Source organism: Aequorivita vitellina (genome assembly GCF_022008365.1).
Lineage (GTDB): Bacteria > Bacteroidota > Bacteroidia > Flavobacteriales > Flavobacteriaceae > Aequorivita > Aequorivita vitellina.
Genome location: NZ_JAIRBA010000016.1, coordinates 19,185 through 35,793 on the forward strand (window position 1 = coordinate 19,185; position 16,609 = coordinate 35,793).

The window sequence follows — 16,609 nt, forward strand, 5'->3', positions numbered from 1 at the left end:
GCTAAAATACTAAAATTAGTGCACTGATAATTGAAAAAGCTTTTTTTAGCTTTTATTTATTAAAAAGCGCCATCATTTTGTGGTAAACCTCAATGCTTTCATAAATTCCGTTGAAACTCGCAGCACCTGGGCCTTCAGCAAAAACTGGAACCATAGTGCCTGAATGGCCCGTGGTAGAAAAGAGAGGTTTTATTGTGTTGTAATCACTGCCATCTGAAGCTAGAGTAAAACCTCCAGTTTCATGGTCTGCAGTAACAATTACAAGTGTTTCACCATTTTGTTTTGCAAAGTCTAATGCGACGCCCAAGGTTTTATCAAAATCTAGCAATTCTTGTATTAGATAGTCGGCGTCGTTGTCGTGGCCGCCCCAATCTATTTGGCTGCCTTCAACCATTAAAAAGAAACCTTTTTCGTTTTTGGAAAGTTTTTCCAGTGCCAGTTTTGTTGCATTTGGAAGAAAATCGCCGCGGCCTTCGCTCATTTTGGGCATTCCGTTTGACGCGAGTAAAATTAATTCGTTTTTATCGCTGGGGGTTTTGGGAAGTTTGTCTGTAATAACTTCATATCCTTTGGCTCGCATTGTTGCCAATAAATCTTTTCCGTCTTTTCGCTCGTTAAAAAATTTGAGTCCGCCACCGGCAAAAAAGTTAACGCCGGAATTTGGCGCAAACGCTGTAATTTCTTCGTATAATCTTCTGCTTTTTACGTGTGCATAAAAACTCGCTGGCGTGGCGTGTTGAATAGAAGATGTAGCAACAATACCAGTAGCCAAGCCTCGATTAGACAGTTGTTCCACAATTGTTGGAGCTGGTATTGTGTCTATATTTACCCCAATTGCGCCATTGTATGTTTTTACGCCTGTAGAAAAAACAGTAGCACCAGCTGCCGAATCTGTGATTAATTCGTTACCCGAAGATGTTTTACTAAGACCTATGGTGCTAAAACGTTCAAAATTCGGTTTTCCATCTTTGTAATAAATGGCCGCCGAAACCTGACTCAAACCCATCCCGTCACCAATTAAAAGGATGATATTTTTTGGTTTTTTTACTTCGGTAGAAGTTGTTGAAACTGTATTATCACTTACCTGAACAGAAACGCAGGAAGTAATAATAAGTAGGATTGAGAAAAAAAATGTGAGGAAAGAAATCTTGAGTTGCATTGCTAAAATTTAAGGAGCAAAAATAACGAATTTATCTACGATTATATGTTAAGGAGATGTTGTCATATTTTAAATCTTAAATCACAAATCTCAAATTACAAATCACCCAATTCCCAATTTCTTTCGGATGTTTTTCCAACGCAGCTGGCGGATGAATTCGCCTTCCTTTTCTGAAACAATAAAGTCTAATTTGGCGTTTTTTGCTTTAAAATAACCTTTTAAAGTATCCAGAAAAAAGGAGAGGCTATTTTTTTTAGAAGCGAGTTTTGCCGAAGCAATAAGCGTGAGCCAAAAACCATAGCGCATTTTGTAGAATGCCTCGCCTTGTTTCAGTTTGGCGGCTCGTGTATAAACTTTTCCTGTAGGTTTTAGATGTTTTACGTGAAGCGATGGGTCGGTTTTAATTTTCCAGCCGTGGTATTGTGCTTGTAGTTCGTCCACGGTATCCCAACCCATGGCATTTTTTAAACCATTTATTTGCTGAAAACATTCCTTTCGGTAGGCTTTTAAAGCCCCGCGAAGATGGTCTTTATTTGTGAGATTTTCTAAAACCCAATCGTCATCTTTTTCAATGTAGCAGAAGCCTCCTGCCATTCCAATTGATGATTCGCTTTTAAAAATTTCACTTAATTTCTCTAAATAGTTCTTTGGAAAAATTAAGTCTGCATCAAATTTACAGATAATATCGAAGTCATCATCTAAGGTTTCAAAACCTTTATTAAAAGCATTTATAACCTTACTTCCCGGCTCGTGTAGTTTTTTGGAATTGTGAAACACACTTGTTATAAAATCGTAATTTTCGGAAAACTGATCGATTATTTTTTGGGTATCGTCTGTGGAAGCATCGTTTACAACAACAATTTTTTTTGGGGGCAGAGTCTGTTCCACCAACGACTGAAGCGTTTTACCAATTAATGCTTCTTCGTTATGGGCTGGTATGACGATGTAAATATCCATTAAACTCTCTCAGCATAAACCAAATAATAACGGGGTATAATTCTTCGAAGCATTGGACGAATACCTATTTTATTCACCGGGTTGGTAAATTTCTCGCTTTTTACAATTCGCCAGCCCGCTTTTTCGAGTAGCCAATCAAATTGCCAAGCTTCAAATTCGTGATAGTGGCGATCCCATTTGTCGGTTTTACTTCTGTATGCCGGTGCAAACCAAAGTTTTAATGGAACAGATGCAACCAGTTTTTTTGCTTGAATATCTTTTAGCACGTTAAAAGGAGCGACCAAATGCTCAAAAATTTCGAAAGCGGTTACTACATCAAAATTGTTTGTTTTTACTACTTCAGTTTTAAGGTCTAGATCTTCGCCTTTGGTATTTGTTACATTGTAACCTTCCTTCGAAAGTATTTCAGAAAAAGGGTTTGAAACCCCTAAATCAAGAATTTTTTCTTCTTTAGAAATTACTTCGTTTAAAAAACTGAGAGTATGCTTATATCTTTTTTTGGGAAACCTAGCTTCGTACATTTTCTTAATTGAAAAATTCGTGATTTATTAATGGATATATATCAAATACTGAATTATATTAATAATGTTTTTTTAGTTTATAGGTATTTTGATTCCTGAAATAAAATAGTCTGGATTATCTGTGCCGAAAGCCATATATATATATATATAACCGTTTTTTATGAGTGGTGAAGCAAAGGCGCCTAAATGATCCCAACACCATTCGTAAATTGGATATTTGTGGTATAGTTGTACAGGGTTAATTATTAATGGGCTTCTGCTATCATGTTTCCAAGTATCCCCGTTCCAATTAATTAGTCCATATTCTCTATTATATGAGGTCAGGTAATTTGAAGAGATTTCTTCACTTCCTAATAATATATATAAATTTGAATTAAACTGAATATATGATGCGTCATCTGCTTTTCCTCTTAAATAACCGCTCTCATTACTACCTTTGTGAATTACATTTGATGATATAATACCATTGTTATGATCTAAGGCGTCAAATAAATTTGTTGCAATTACTTCGTGAATTTCCCTATCAATAGAAGCTGAATTTCTTTTATGGAAAAGTATTCTATAATTATTTTCAAACTTTGTTAATGCCAAAGGAAAACTATTCTGATCTTCCCCGTGCCATTCAGGAATCATAATTTCCTTAGGTTGTTGAATAATGCTAAGGTCTTCGTCTATTACCATATATGCAGATGTATAATTGCCGTTTGGTTGTTCCACACCAAGTAAGACGAGAAAATTATTATTCTCTAGTTTATAAGGATTATCACTTGAAAAAACATTTCCATTTGTTTTTGCAAATGGTATCATATCAGTACTTAAAATTTTTTGGTCATGAAATGTCCAATCTTCTAAGTTTTCGCTAGTTGCATAATAAATACTTCTTTTGGTATGAGATCCAAATATCACAGGAGTCAAAAGCACGTAGGTTCCATCAGATTTTTCAATAATACCACCAGGCTGAATGTAATTAAAAACCCCTTCAGGAACTCTGGTTGGATATGGGTTAAATAATGGGCGATCATTGATAATATCGTAATTAACGAATGGATTAAAAAATTCTATTGTTGCTCCTATATTTTTATTTAAACTCCCTAGATAAGTTTCTCCTAAAGTAATCCATCCATTCTCGAGATCTATACTTTCAATTTCAACTACAGTTGAAGCTTCACTGCCTTGAATTACAAACCAACTTCGATTATTGTTTGTCTGAACCAATAAATGCTCCATATAAGTATAATTGGTTTTGATTTTATTGTTTCCATCATAATCGATTATTTCAATAGGATTCTCACGCTTTATATTATTGAATTTGTCTGAAATTAATGCGTTGGAGAAAAGATGATTAAGACTTCCTTCTGGAAAGATTTCTTCAGAACCTGTTTCAGTTTCATCAACTATGATTGGTTCTACATCGTCATTGCTACAAGAAATGAAAAAAGAAATTATTATAATCAATGAAATTGTTTTTTTCATATTCTAAATTTATATGGGTTTGATTTCAGAATTTGCTAAAATCTCTACGTTTAATATGTTGTAATTTTGATTTTTAGTTAAATAAAGATCTTCGCCTTTCGGGTTTGTTACGTTAAAGTCTATTCCGGTAATAATTTCAGAAAAAGGGTTTGAAACCCCTAAATCAAGAATTTTTTCTTCTTTAGAAATTACTTCGTTTAGAAAACTGAGGGTGTGGTTGTATCTTTTCTTTGGGAACTTGCCTTCGTACATTTCTTTAATTCAGAATTCAGAAATTATAATTCTGAATTATTTTAAACCTTATAAACAATCGCATTGATATTCATGCCTGCACCCACGCTGGCAAAAATAACTACATCGCCTTTTTTAATGGAGTGTCCTTTTAGTTCTCCGTTTAAAACTAAATCGTAAAGGGTTGGTACTGTTGCCACACTGCTATTGCCCAATTTATTAATGCTCATAGGCATTATATTTTCTGGGGTAGATTTATCGTAAAGTTTATAAAAGCGGTTAACAATAGCCTCGTCCATCTTTTCGTTGGCTTGGTGTATGAATATTTTTTCAACTTCATCTATGCCGTGGCCACTTTTTTCGAGGCAAGTTTTCATTGCATCTGGGACGTGGTTTAGCGCGAATTCGTATATTTTTCTACCGTACATTTTTATATAGCGGCGGTTGTCTTTTTTTTCCAAATTGTTGCTTTCGCCGAAATAAATAAAGTGTGCTTCATCAAAAGCGTAGGTGGCACTAAAATGACTAAGAATTCCGCCTTCAGCGTCAGTGGCTTCAACCACTGCAGCACCTGCGCCATCGCTGTAAATCATAGAGTCGCGATCGTGCGGATCAACCACGCGCGAAAGGGCTTCGGCACCTATAACCAAACATTTTTTGGCAATTCCAGCTTTTATAAATGCATTGGCTTGAATCATACTTTCAATCCAACCTGGGCATCCAAAAAGCATGTCGTAACCCACACAAGTTGGGTTTTGAATTTTAAGATTGTGTTTTACTCGCGTGGCAATACTGGGCACGGTATCGCTTTGCACAGAGCCGTGTTTTACATCGCCATAATTGTGGGCAACTATAATGTAATCTAGTTCTTCTTTTTTAATTCCTGCGCTGTTAATTGCGTTTTCTGCGGCAAAGGTTGCAATGTCTGACGTGTTTAGGTTTTTGGGTAGGTACCTGCGTTCGGCTATACCGGTAATGGCTTTGAACTTTTTAATTATGGTTTCATTTTCTTGACCAAAGCGCGTGCCGTCATCATTGTAAAAATGATGATTGCCGAAATGTTCATTCTTTGCAATTTCGCTTGGAATATAACTGCCTATGCCTGTTATTTTGACATTCATATTGTTAAAAAGTTTGGTTAAAAGTACGGAAAAAAAAGTGTTCAGTATTCAGTAGTGGTATTCAGTTATACTTTTTCACTTTAAAAGAGCGCACTGAATACCGCTACTGCAAACTTTTTTAAGCCTCCATATATGCTTCTATAGGGTCGCAAGTACAAATTAAATTTCTGTCGCCATAAGCGTCATCAACTCTTCTAATTGACGGCCAGAATTTATTATCGGTCACATATTCTATTGGAAAAGCTGCTTCCTGTCTGGTGTAAGGAAAATCCCAGTCGTCTGAGGTTAGCATTTGCAAGGTATGTGGCGAATTTTTAAGAACGTTATTAGGCTCATCTTTATCTGCACTTTCAATTTCTTTTCTAATTGAAATCATCGCATCGCAAAATTGGTCTAAAGCCATTTTGCTTTCACTTTCGGTAGGCTCAATCATCAAAGTTCCCGCAATGGGGAAAGAAACCGTTGGCGCATGAAAACCGTAATCCATTAATCGTTTAGCGATGTCGGTTACTTCAATTCCCTTTGCTTTAAACGGACGGCAGTCTACAATCATTTCGTGAGCTGCGCGGCCGCGTTCGCCTGCGTAAAGTACTTCGTAGTGACCGTTGAGCCTTTCTTTAATATAGTTGGCGTTTAAAATAGCGTATTGTGTAGCTTTTTTCAAACCATTTACGCCAAGCATGCAGATATATGCATAGCTAATAAGGCAGACTAAAGAGCTGCCATAAGGTGCTGCTGAAATTGCTGAAATTGCTTTTTCTCCACCTGTTTTAATAACTGGATTAGAGGGCAAGAAAGGAACTAATTGTTCCGCAACACAAATGGGTCCAACACCTGGGCCACCGCCTCCGTGAGGGATAGCAAACGTTTTGTGAAGGTTTAAGTGGCATACGTCTGCGCCAATAGCACCGGGATTGGTCAACCCAACCTGTGCATTCATATTTGCGCCATCCATATAAACTTGCCCACCGTTTTCGTGAATAATACTTGTTATTTCGCGAATAGCCGACTCATAAACCCCGTGGGTAGATGGATAGGTAACCATTAAACAAGAAAGATTGTCTTTGTATTTTAAGGCTTTTTCACGAAGATCGTCAACATCAATATTACCTTCGGCGGTAGCTTTTGTTACAACTACTTTCATACCGGCCATAACGGCGCTGGCTGGGTTTGTACCGTGCGCAGACGACGGAATTAGGCATATATTTCTATGCGCTTCCCCGCGCGATTCGTGGTATGCGCGGATAACCATTAAGCCTGCAAACTCGCCTTGCGCCCCGCTATTGGGTTGAAGCGAAGTTGCTGCAAAACCAGTAATTTCGGTAAGTTGTTTTTCTAGTTTCTTTAAAACAATTTGGTAGCCTTCTGCTTGTTCTACAGGAACAAATGGATGCATATTACCCCACATGGGATCGCTTAACGGAAGCATTTCGGCAGCCGCGTTTAATTTCATTGTACACGAACCTAAAGAAATCATAGAGTGATTTAAGGAAAGATCTTTGCGCTCTAGTTTTTTAATGTAGCGCATTAAATCTGTTTCGCTATGGTATTTGTTAAATACTTCTTGCTCTAAAAACTCAGTTTTACGAGCCACTTCTTCTGGAATTTTATTGCCAGTTTCTAGCTCTGTAATTTTTTGGAATTCTTTTTTATTTGCTTCGGAAAAGATTGCAACTATTTTGTTGAGATCTTTTATAGTAGTGGTTTCGTTTATTGAAATAGATACCGTTTCGTCGTTCGGATAATAGAAGTTTACTTCTTTAGCTTCTGCCAAGAACTTAATTTTGGTCGCATCGGTTTTTATTGCGATGGTGTCAAAATAAGTTTCGTTTATTTGTTCAAAACCTAATTCTTCCAATGCATTTGCAAGGGTTACGGCACTGTTGTGTACTTTTCTTGCAATATACTTTAAGCCTTCAGGGCCGTGGTAAACTGCATACATTCCAGCCATAACTGCCAACAAAACTTGTGCAGTACAAATGTTTGAAGTTGCTTTATCGCGTTTAATGTGTTGCTCGCGCGTTTGAAGCGCCATACGCAGCGCACGATTACCGTCTGTGTCTTTAGTTACTCCGATAATTCTTCCAGGAATACTTCTTTTATATTCATCCTTTGTAGCGAAGAATGCTGCGTGGGGTCCGCCATAACCCAATGGAATACCAAAGCGTTGTGTGGTTCCCACAACTACATCTACGCCAAAGTGGCCTGGCGATTCTAGCATTACAAGACTTAATATGTCTGCGGCGACAGCAACTTTTATTTCGTTTTCATTCGCTTTTGCAATGAAGTTTTTATAGTTGAAAACTTTTCCGGTTTTGCCGGGGTATTGAAGCAGCGCCCCAAAAAATTCTTCCGAAAAGTCGAATTCTTCGTGATTGCCAACAACCAATTCAACACCAATAGGTAATGCACGCGTTTCTAACAACGAAAGGGTTTGCGGCAGTATTTCATCGGAAACAAAAAACTTTATAGCGTCATTCTTTTTCTTGTTTTTTGTGCGTACGTTTAACAGCAGCGACATTGCTTCGGCTGCGGCAGTAGCTTCGTCAAGAAGTGAGGCGTTTGCCAATTCCATTCCCGTTAAATCACTAACTACAGTTTGGAAATTTAATAATGCTTCTAACCTGCCTTGAGCAATCTCTGCTTGATATGGAGTATAAGCCGTGTACCAGCCCGGATTTTCAAGAATATTTCTTTGAATTACCGGCGGTAAATTAGATTGGTGGTACCCCAATCCAATGTAGGTTTTAAAGATTTTATTTTTAGTAGAAAGCTCGGTAATGTGCTCTAGGTATTCCTGTTCGCTCATAGCCGTGTCCAAGTTTAATGCTTTTTTAAGCAAAATATCGTCGGGAACAGTTTCGAAAATAAGTTGATCTAAAGTGCTTGCGCCAATGGTTGAAAGCATTTCGGGAAGATCATTTTCCCGAGGCCCGATATGTCTTAAAGCAAAAGAATCTGTATTCATTAAATATGCGATTGAAATTAAGCTGGCAAATTTACGATTTTTAACGCGAAATAGCTTCTTTTTTAAAGGTTTGAAACCTATTATTTTTCAACTAAATAATGAGGTTACTAACACTTTGATTATTTTTGATATTATGAAGTTTTTAAAGCGCGTTTTTGCATTTTATATAAACAGTAGCATCCACGTTGCCTTAGCAGTTGTGGCTTTGCTGGCCATAACCGTTTTGGAATATAATCTAACAATTGTAAAGCCTTTTTGGGGTTTTCTTTTTTTAGCAGCCTTAACGGGATATAATTTTGTGAAATACGCCAAAGTAGCCGGTCTTCATCACCGAAGTTTAACACATTCTTTAAAGCTAATTCAGGTTTTTTCGGCAGTGTGTTTTGCGTTATTAATATATTTTGCGTTGCAACTTCGTCTTGCGGTTTTATTGCTAACCATAGGTTTTGGGATGGCAACTTTTTTATACGCCGTTCCGGTTATACGAAGTAAAAATCTAAGAAATTTTTCGGGTATAAAGATTTTTGTCGTGGCTTTTGTTTGGGCAGGAGTGAGCGTGATTTTGCCCTTTGTAGCTTCAAAAGTGGCAATTACCCCCGATGTTTTACTCACCTTTTTTCAGCGTATGCTCATAGTAGTAGCACTTATCTTGCCTTTTGAAATCCGCGATGTGCCTTATGACGGGCTTAACCTTAAAACGCTACCACAGCAGCTTGGCGTAAAAAACACAAAATTACTGGGTTTAATTATTTTGTTGTTATGTTTAGTTGTGGAGTTTTTTAAGGAGTATTCTGAAATATCCTATCTTGCAAGTCTGCTTATTTTTTGCGTGGTTTTAGGGTGGTTGCTAGTAATTTCAAAAACCCACCAAACTCGGTATTTTGCTTCTTTTTGGGTAGAAGGCCTACCTTTAATGTGGTTGCTGCTTTATCTGCTTTTTGAACAGTTTTAAGTTCTTATTTGTCAAAGCTTTGTTGTTCTAGTCGGTTTTTTATTTGTTGCTTTTCCGTGGCGGTTAATGTTTTAAGGTTAGCAGCCTTAATGTTTTTGGTAAGCGCCGCGTTTCGTTTTGAATAATTGCGGCACAATTTGCACATTAACAAATGCATTTTTAGCCTTAGCTTGTCTAAGAATCGGGCTTCGTTATATTGCGTTTTGTCGCATACGTGTGCGGCTTCGTTACATTTTAAATAAAACTTCATTTGCGTTAATTAAACCAATTTTTTTCTAGGCACTCGGCCAACGTTTTTCGCGCCCGGTGAATTATTACCCATAGATTAGACGGTGTAATATTGTATTCTTTACAAATAGCTTCGGTGTCGTAATTAGCTACGGTTTTCAATTTAAAAATAGTTGCTTGTTTTTCGGGAAGCTTGTCTAAACATGCCAAAATTGCGAGTCCCAATTCGGTGTTTTCCATTTGGTCTTCTGCGGTTTTATCAAATGGGTCTGCGGCATTTTCTTCCAGCCAATCGCCTTCGGAATCTTCATTTTTGTATGAAATATGAACTTCGGCTTTTCCTTTTTTCGAATTAATTTTTCGATAGTGATCAATTATTTTTCGCTTTAAAATTGAAATCAGCCACGTGCGTTCGGTGGCTTCACCTTTAAAATTATCTTTCGATTTAAGTCCGGCTAAAAATGTTTCAGAAATAAGATCTTGTGCCACAATAGGGTCGTTTACCCGCACAATAGTATAATTGTAAAGGTAATCGGCATATTTGTCAACCCATATTTCGGGATTTAATATTTCCACAGCAATTTTTTTAAACCTATTTCAAAAATAGGCAAGTTATATAACATATACGGAAACACGATTTGTTTAGTTTGGAAAATCTGGTTGTGAGTTGAAAAAATTTTGAAACAAAATAATTAAAAATTGCAACATTTTTTGAAAAATACCCTGTTGTTATTAATATAAGCGGTTGATATGAAATAGTTAAACTTTCAAAATGCCTTTATAAATAGCGAAGATGTTTTATTTTTACGAAAAATTAACCCCTATAAACTTCCCAATGAAAAAATTTACTTCAGGAATTTTAATGTTCCTTTTATTTACAATTGTTGGTTTTGCACAAAACGACAATACTTTTTATGCAACAATGGACGCTGCAGATGCGGTTTCATTTAAAGCACTCTACCCAGATGGAATGACCATTTTGGCAAGCAATGACAAACAAGCTGCGGTTATACTTTCTGAAGAAGTTTCGCACAGTATTCACGACAACGTAAAAACCCACGGACCGGGTTATATTTTTAGAGCATCGGCCCAAAAAGCTATTCAGGCCTTAGAACCTGTTGAGCGCAGAAGTCCGCAAATAGATTACAGTATTACCGAAGATGCCTTTGTAAACGAGTGCTTAGATTTAGTTGATGGCCAAAATATTGAAGACGATATTTTAAATCTTCAAAATTACGGTACGCGTTACCATACAAAATCGCAAGCAGAGATGGCAGTCCTCGATCAACAAGCCAAGTGGGATGCTATGATTGCCGCGTCTGGCAGAACCGATGTGCACACCCGTATTTTTACGCACGTAAACACGCCAATGCCTTCTGTAATTATAACTTTTGACGGTGCTAATACGCCAGATGAATTTGTAATTATTGGCGGACATATAGATTCTACAACTTTTGGAGACAAGAATAATGCGCCTGGGGCAGATGATAATGCTTCGGGAATTGCGTCTTTAAATGAAATGGTGCGTGTGCTTTTAGAAAAGAATTTTGTACCAAATAGAAGTATAGAAGTGATGGCTTTTGCCGCCGAAGAAATTGGTTTGGTAGGTTCTGCCGAAATAGCCGAAGAATACGCTAACAACGGTGTAAATGTAGCCGCTTATGTACAATTTGATATGACCGGTTATAACGGCTCTAGTAGTGATATTAACTTAACTACAGATTGGTATAACAGCAGTGAGTTAAACGATTATTTGGCCGCGCTAATGGATCATTACAACAGCTCGGGAGCTCATAGTTTTACCTATGGTTACACAGAATGTGGCTACGGATGTTCAGACCACGCAAGTTGGGCAGATAATGGCTACGATGCTGCATTCCCATTTGAAGCTAGAATGGGTGAAGACAATCCGAATATTCACAGCCCGGGTGATGTTTATTCGTTTTTTAACACACCAGACCACAGTGTAAAATTCGCAAAACTTGGACTTGAATTTTTAATTGAAGCTGCTAAGCCACAAATCCTTTCGGTTGATGATTTTTCTGAAAATGCTATTCGTGTTTTTGTAAATGACAAAACTTTAAATTACCGATTAAACAATACGGTTTCAAACGTAAAAGAAGTAGTTGTTTACAACGTAGCGGGACAAAGAATAATTTCTGAAAAAGTAAATGCTGAAAGTGGAAGTCTTCAACTAAGCCAATTTGCACAAGGTTTTTACATTGTACATTTTGCTTTGGAAAACGGACATACGTTTTCAAAGAAGTTTATATTGAACTAGTGTCCAGTCGAGCACAATCGAGCCTTACTTTTTAATCATAATTAGGTTGAAAAGATGACCTCTCGACTGCGCTCGAGGTGACATTTGGAATAGACCTAACAGGCGTCATTGCGAGTAACGAAGCAATCTCCTGTTAGGTCTTTTTTCATTATACTAATCCAGCTCTTTTTAAAAGTGCTTCGGGGTCTGGTTTCTGTCCTCGGAATTTAATGTAAAGTTCCATTGGGTCAAGGGTGCCACCCTGCGAAAGCACAAACCCTTTAAAGCGATCTGCTATTTTTTTGTTGAAAATACCTTCTTGTTTAAACAATGCAAAAGCATCTGCGTCCAGCACCTCAGCCCATTTATAACTGTAATACCCTGCCGAATATCCACCTTGAAAAATATGTGAAAATGAAGTACTCATACAATTTTCCCTTACATCTGGGTAAAGTTGGGTGTCGTTAAATGCAGCAAGTTCAAAAGCTTTTACTTCTTTTATTCCCGAAGGGTCCTGGCCGTGCCAAGCCATATCTAGCAAGCCAAAGCTCAATTGGCGCAAAGTTGCCATTCCTTCCAAAAAGGTGGCGGATTCCTTTATTTTTTCAACGTATTCCATCGGGATAACTTCGCCCGTTTTGTAGTGCGTGGCGAAGAGTTCCAGCGTTTCTTTTTCATAACACCAGTTTTCCAAAATCTGGCTCGGCAATTCTACGAAGTCCCAATAGACGTTAGTTCCCGAAAGGCTGGGGTAGTGGGTGTTTGCCAGCATTCCGTGTAGGGCGTGACCAAATTCGTGGAATAATGTAGTTACTTCATTAAAAGTTAAAAGAGAAGGTTTACTAGCCGTAGGTCCTTCGACTCCGCTCAGGACAGGCTTCGTGAAATTACAAACGATTGAAATATGCGGACGGTCATTTTTCCCGTCCTTAATTTGTTGTGGTTTGTACGAAGTCATCCAAGCGCCATTCCGTTTCCCAGCACGCGGGTGGAAGTCTGCGTAAAGGATGGCGACCAATTGGCCTTCGTCGTCTTTTACTTCGTAGGTTTTTACGTCGGGGTGATATTTATCGATGTCGTGCACTTCTTCAAAATGAAGTCCGTATAATTTTTCAGCCACCGTGAAAACGCCATTAATAACATTTTTTAATTCGAAATAAGGCTTTAACTTTTCATCGTCGAGGTTGAAAAGTTTCTGTTTTAATTTTTCTGAATAATAAGCGCCGTCCCATTTTTCCAAATGATCGATACCGTCTAATTCTTCGGCAAAAGCAGTTAATTCTGCAAACTCTTTTTGAGCGGCTGGTTTTGCCTTTTCGAGTAATTCATTTAAAAACAACTTAACTTTTTCAGGAGTTTCGGCCATTCGCTCTTCCAAAACGAAATGCGCATGACTTTTATAACCCAATAAATGCGCACGTTTATGGCGAAGTTTTACAATCTGAAGTACATTTTGTTGGTTGTCTAAAGCGTCATTATGAAAACCTTTTGCTCCAAAGGCAATCGCCATTTTTTTGCGCAACTCGCGATTGTTGGCGTAGGTTAAAAAGGGAACGTAGCTTGGGTAATCCAAAGTGAAGACCCATCCCTCTTTTTCTTTTTCTCCGGCAGTTTGTGCAGCGGCTTCAATAACGCCTTCGGGTAAACCGGAAAGATCTTCTTTATTTGTAATATGAAGCTCGAATTTGTTGGTTTCTGCTAAAACATTTTCACCAAAAGTAAGTTTCAATTTTGAAAGCTCTGCATCAATTTTACGCAGTTCTGTTTTCTTTTCTTCAGAAAGATTGGCGCCGTTTCGCGAAAAAGCTTTGTACTTTTTATCAAGCAGCATTTGCTGTTCTTCGGAAAGATTTAATGAATCCTTTTGATTGTAAACTGTTTTTATTCTTTCAAACAACGCTTCGTTTAACAACATATCGTTGCTGAACTCCGTAAGCATAGGCGAAATTTCCTGCGCTATTTTCTGAATTTCATCATTGGTTTCTGCACTGTTTAAATTGAAGAAAATACTCGTTGCGCGATCTAATTGCTCGCCTGTATTTTCCAAAGCTTCTACTGTATTTTTAAAAGTAGCAGGTTCAGGATTTGAAGTTATAGCATCGATTTCGCCTCTGGTTTTTTCAATCAGCTGACTTATTGCAGGGAGGAAATGTGCATTTTCAATTTTTGAAAAAGGGGCTGTGTTGTAGGGTTGTAATAGGGGATTGTTCATTTTAAATTGTGATTTTTTGCCCGCGGATTTCGCGGATTTTCGCAGAACTCATTCCATATATTTTCTACAAAAATCTGTGAAATCTGCGGGAAACTTTTAAAGCTATTTGTTTAATTCTTTTGAAGCTGATTCAACTTTAACCTTCAATTCTTCCTTGTAGGCTATAATTCTGTCCAGTACCGCTTTATCTGAAGACCCAATAATCTGTGCGGCAAGAATTCCTGCGTTTTTGGCGCCATTTAATGCTACGGTTGCAACAGGAACGCCGCCGGGCATTTGGAGAATGGAAAGTACGCTGTCCCAGCCGTCAATGGAGTTGCTGGATTTTACGGGCACGCCAATTACCGGTAGAGGCGAAAGCGAAGCAATCATCCCTGGTAGATGTGCCGCGCCGCCTGCGCCCGCAATAATTACCGAAAAACCACGCGTATGGGCATTTTTTCCGTAATCAAAAAGTTTATCGGGGGTTCGGTGGGCAGAGACGATGTCTATTTCAACCTCTATGTTAAATTCTTTTAAAATATCCACAGCGTCTTGCATTACTGGCAGATCGCTGGTACTTCCCATTATTATTGCTACTTTGTTCATTTGTTTTTATTTTCGTTTGTCTGGTCGAGCGCAGTCGAGACCTACTTATTAAGACAATTTTTTTTCCTTTATATTGACCTCTCGACTGCACTCGAGGGGACACCTTATTTACTAATTACCTCTATCGTCTTTTTAACCTCCTCCGCAATTTTTCGTGCTACATTCAGGTCTTTGTTTACTATGGTTACGTGGCCCATTTTTCTGAAAGGGCGAGTTTCTTTTTTACCGTAAATGTGGGGTGTAACGCCTTCCATTGCTAGAATTTTTTCTATGTTTTTATATACCACTTGACCCGTGTGGGCTTCGGCGCCAACTAAGTTTACCATTATGCCGCCCACTTTGCTGTCGGTATTTCCTAAGGGTAAATCTAGGATTGCCCGTATTTGCTGCTCAAATTGGTTGGTAAAACTAGCTTCAATGCTGTAATGCCCGCTGTTATGTGGACGCGGGGCTACTTCGTTTACAAGAATTTCGTCGTCTTCGGTTTGAAATAATTCAACCGCTAAAAGGCCTACGTGTTTAAAAGCTTCGGAAACTTTGGTGGCTACGGCTCTCGCTTTATTTGCAACGGCTTCGTCTATTCTTGCGGGACAGATTACATATTCCACTTGATTTGCTTCGGGGTGAAATTCCATTTCTACTACCGGATAAGTAATTACGTCTCCCGATGGATTTCGAGCTACAATAACGGCCAATTCATTTTTAAAGGGAATTAATTTTTCAGCAATACAGGCGCCTTCCGAAAGTGGAATTACATCTTCGGCACTGCGAATAATACTTACGCCTTTACCGTCGTACCCGCCGATGCAACTTTTCCACACAAAAGGAAAGTGTAGCTCTTTGCGAACTATGGCTTCGTTTAAATCGTTTTTATCTTTGTAAACTTTAAAAGGCGAAGTAGGAATTTGGTGCTCTTTATAAAACTGTTTTTGAACCCCTTTATCCTGAATATTTCGGAGTGTTGCTGCGCTGGGATATACTTTTACACCTTCGTTTTCTAACTTTTCCAAAGCTTCCACATTTACGCCTTCAATTTCAAAGGTAAGTACATCTACCTTTTTTCCGAAGTTGTAAACCGTTTCAAAATCCATTAGGTCGCCTACTTCAAAATTCTCTGTGGCAATGCGGCACGGTGCTTCGGGGCTGGGGTCGAGGACGTTGGTGCGGATGTCCCATTTACGGGTTTCGTAGAGCATCATTTTGCCCAACTGGCCGCCGCCTAAAATGCCAAGCGTGAAATTAGTGGAAAAGTAGTTCATTGATTAATACTTATTTTTTATTGTTATTATTTATTGTGCAAAGATAGTTATTTCGATTTTCGTTAAACGGGTATTTATAAATCTAAACTGATGCCGCGAATTCATAAAAGTAGTTGCATTGAATTGTTGGATTTAGCTAGTAAATTGAGTGTTTATTTCTAAATTTGAGGAATTAGTCTAAAATTGAAAAATCAATAAAAAATGCTCCAAAACAATATAGAACTTATTAAAACCACTTTTGAAGAAAGCATCCCAATGCATAAGTTTTTGGGATTAAAAATTGAGGTGCTTGAAAAGAATTTTGTTCGAATTAGCGTTCCTTTCAGAAAAGAATTGGTGGGCGATTTCAGAAATAATAGATGGCATGGCGGTGTTATTGCTACCGTGATGGATTCGGTGGGCGGTGTAATAGGCGCCACACATTTTACTTCGCTTGAAGATAAAATTTCTACCATAGATTTAAGAGTAGATTACCTGCGAGGTGCCGAACCCGAAGCGATTATGGTGGAAGGCAAAATTATTAGGTTTGGCAACAGAATACTGGTGGCAAGAATGAAAGCCTTTCAAAATGATAAATTAATAGCTGAAGGAAAAGGAGTATATAATTTTGTAAGGATGAACCACGAACACGTTAATGGGGAAAGTGGAAACGATTGAAGTAAATTTTGAAAAGGTTTAAC

The 16,609-nt window shown here is 38.0% G+C and carries 15 protein-coding genes; 3 read left to right on the forward strand and 12 right to left on the reverse strand.

The window, feature by feature from the left end:
• Window positions 1-52: 52 nt before the first annotated feature.
• From K8089_RS09255 to gcvP, 7 genes are all read right to left on the reverse strand, one after another.
• Window positions 53-1,159: an alkaline phosphatase gene (locus tag K8089_RS09255; protein WP_237602997.1), complete on the reverse strand. Its 1,107-nt coding sequence runs from the start codon at window positions 1,157-1,159 to the stop codon at window positions 53-55.
• Window positions 1,160-1,261: 102 nt separating this feature from the next.
• Complete coding sequence (locus K8089_RS09260; RefSeq protein WP_237602998.1) at window positions 1,262-2,116, reverse strand: glycosyltransferase; 855 nt, start codon at window positions 2,114-2,116, stop codon at window positions 1,262-1,264.
• On the reverse strand, window positions 2,116-2,637 hold the full coding sequence (locus K8089_RS09265; RefSeq protein WP_237602999.1) for a class I SAM-dependent methyltransferase: 522 nt from the start codon (window positions 2,635-2,637) through the stop codon (window positions 2,116-2,118). The genes K8089_RS09260 and K8089_RS09265 overlap by 1 nt, the downstream gene beginning before the upstream one ends.
• 72 nt (window positions 2,638-2,709) lie before the next feature.
• Complete coding sequence (locus K8089_RS09270; protein ID WP_237603000.1) at window positions 2,710-4,110, reverse strand: hypothetical protein; 1,401 nt, start codon at window positions 4,108-4,110, stop codon at window positions 2,710-2,712.
• Between the two features lie 9 nt (window positions 4,111-4,119).
• On the reverse strand, window positions 4,120-4,362 hold the full coding sequence (locus K8089_RS09275) for a hypothetical protein (protein ID WP_237603001.1): 243 nt from the start codon (window positions 4,360-4,362) through the stop codon (window positions 4,120-4,122).
• Between the two features lie 41 nt (window positions 4,363-4,403).
• The gene (locus K8089_RS09280; RefSeq protein WP_237603002.1) at window positions 4,404-5,462 is read right to left on the reverse strand and encodes a 3-oxoacyl-ACP synthase III family protein; all 1,059 of its coding nucleotides are present in this window, start codon (window positions 5,460-5,462) and stop codon (window positions 4,404-4,406) included.
• 118 nt (window positions 5,463-5,580) lie between these two features.
• Window positions 5,581-8,430, reverse strand: a complete 2,850-nt coding sequence (gcvP, locus tag K8089_RS09285; RefSeq protein ID WP_237603003.1) for an aminomethyl-transferring glycine dehydrogenase — start codon at window positions 8,428-8,430, stop codon at window positions 5,581-5,583.
• Between the two features lie 133 nt (window positions 8,431-8,563).
• Here gcvP and K8089_RS09290 point away from each other — a divergent pair, with 133 nt between their 5' ends.
• A complete protein-coding gene (locus K8089_RS09290) occupies window positions 8,564-9,382 on the forward strand; it encodes a UbiA prenyltransferase family protein (RefSeq protein WP_237603004.1) in 819 nt (272 codons plus the stop codon).
• Window positions 9,383-9,386: 4 nt separating this feature from the next.
• Here K8089_RS09290 and K8089_RS09295 read toward each other — a convergent pair whose 3' ends face one another.
• Entirely contained in the window at window positions 9,387-9,632 is a 246-nt protein-coding gene (locus K8089_RS09295) for a hypothetical protein (RefSeq protein ID WP_237603005.1), read from the reverse strand.
• Between the two features lie 5 nt (window positions 9,633-9,637).
• The gene (locus K8089_RS09300; protein WP_407932386.1) at window positions 9,638-10,186 is read right to left on the reverse strand and encodes a sigma-70 family RNA polymerase sigma factor; all 549 of its coding nucleotides are present in this window, start codon (window positions 10,184-10,186) and stop codon (window positions 9,638-9,640) included.
• Window positions 10,187-10,445: 259 nt separating this feature from the next.
• Here K8089_RS09300 and K8089_RS09305 point away from each other — a divergent pair, with 259 nt between their 5' ends.
• Window positions 10,446-11,891: a M20/M25/M40 family metallo-hydrolase gene (locus K8089_RS09305; protein ID WP_237603006.1), complete on the forward strand. Its 1,446-nt coding sequence runs from the start codon at window positions 10,446-10,448 to the stop codon at window positions 11,889-11,891.
• Between the two features lie 148 nt (window positions 11,892-12,039).
• On the opposite strand, the gene K8089_RS09310 is transcribed toward K8089_RS09305, so the two are convergent.
• From K8089_RS09310 to K8089_RS09320, 3 genes are all read right to left on the reverse strand, one after another.
• Entirely contained in the window at window positions 12,040-14,082 is a 2,043-nt protein-coding gene (locus K8089_RS09310) for a M3 family metallopeptidase (RefSeq protein WP_237603007.1), read from the reverse strand.
• A 102-nt stretch (window positions 14,083-14,184) separates the two neighbouring features.
• Window positions 14,185-14,670 (reverse strand): 5-(carboxyamino)imidazole ribonucleotide mutase, encoded by a 486-nt coding sequence (purE, locus tag K8089_RS09315; protein ID WP_237603008.1) that lies wholly within the window; start codon window positions 14,668-14,670, stop codon window positions 14,185-14,187.
• Between the two features lie 104 nt (window positions 14,671-14,774).
• A complete protein-coding gene (locus tag K8089_RS09320; protein WP_237603009.1) occupies window positions 14,775-15,929 on the reverse strand; it encodes a 5-(carboxyamino)imidazole ribonucleotide synthase in 1,155 nt (384 codons plus the stop codon).
• Window positions 15,930-16,130: 201 nt separating this feature from the next.
• Here K8089_RS09320 and K8089_RS09325 point away from each other — a divergent pair, with 201 nt between their 5' ends.
• Window positions 16,131-16,586: a hotdog fold thioesterase gene (locus K8089_RS09325; protein ID WP_237603010.1), complete on the forward strand. Its 456-nt coding sequence runs from the start codon at window positions 16,131-16,133 to the stop codon at window positions 16,584-16,586.
• The last annotated feature ends 23 nt before the right edge of the window (window positions 16,587-16,609 follow it).